The following is a 528-nucleotide window of genomic DNA, read 5'->3' on the forward strand; positions in this document are numbered from 1 at the left end:
GCCCATTTGCGCCCCGACTCCAACACCCTTCACCGCATGACGGCGCCAGCCAACATCAACCTGTTACATGCCCTGTCTATGGCAGCGCGATGCCCGATGGAAACCCGATCTTCATGACAAATTCACCGCACCTTGCAAAGCGTGCCGGCCGGGTTTGCTTTTCATCGCCCTTTGCGACAAAGGTGCCAGGAAATGCCTTCTTCCCGTCCCGTTCGTCGCGGAATGGTGATGGAGTAGAATTCAAAAACACTTTTCAGGACAGGGAACTCGCCATGAAAATTCAACGCTCAATGCTCAAGAAACTGGCTTTTTCAACCATTCTGCTGGCCCTGCCGCTCAACACCGCCTTCGCCGCCGATACGGCGGTGGCCGACCCCGTCAAGGCAGCCCTTGCCGCCCAGGGCGTCGATATTTCCTGGACCGGCGTCTCCGGCGACGATTCGAACGCCGTGCTGCAGGGTGTTTCCATCAAGCCGGCGGCCGAGAAGGAAGCGCTGCCGATCGGCGACGAGATCGGAAGAGCGTCGT

General features: G+C 58.9%; 1 pseudogene. It reads left to right on the forward strand.

Going from position 1 to position 528, the window contains the following annotated elements:
• Positions 1-272: 272 nt before the first annotated feature.
• Positions 273-528: pseudogene (locus tag EN851_RS34175) on the forward strand (hypothetical protein); the annotation flags it as partial.

Source organism: Mesorhizobium sp. M8A.F.Ca.ET.208.01.1.1 (assembly GCF_004791315.1).
In the GTDB taxonomy this organism is placed as follows: Bacteria; Pseudomonadota; Alphaproteobacteria; order Rhizobiales; family Rhizobiaceae; genus Mesorhizobium.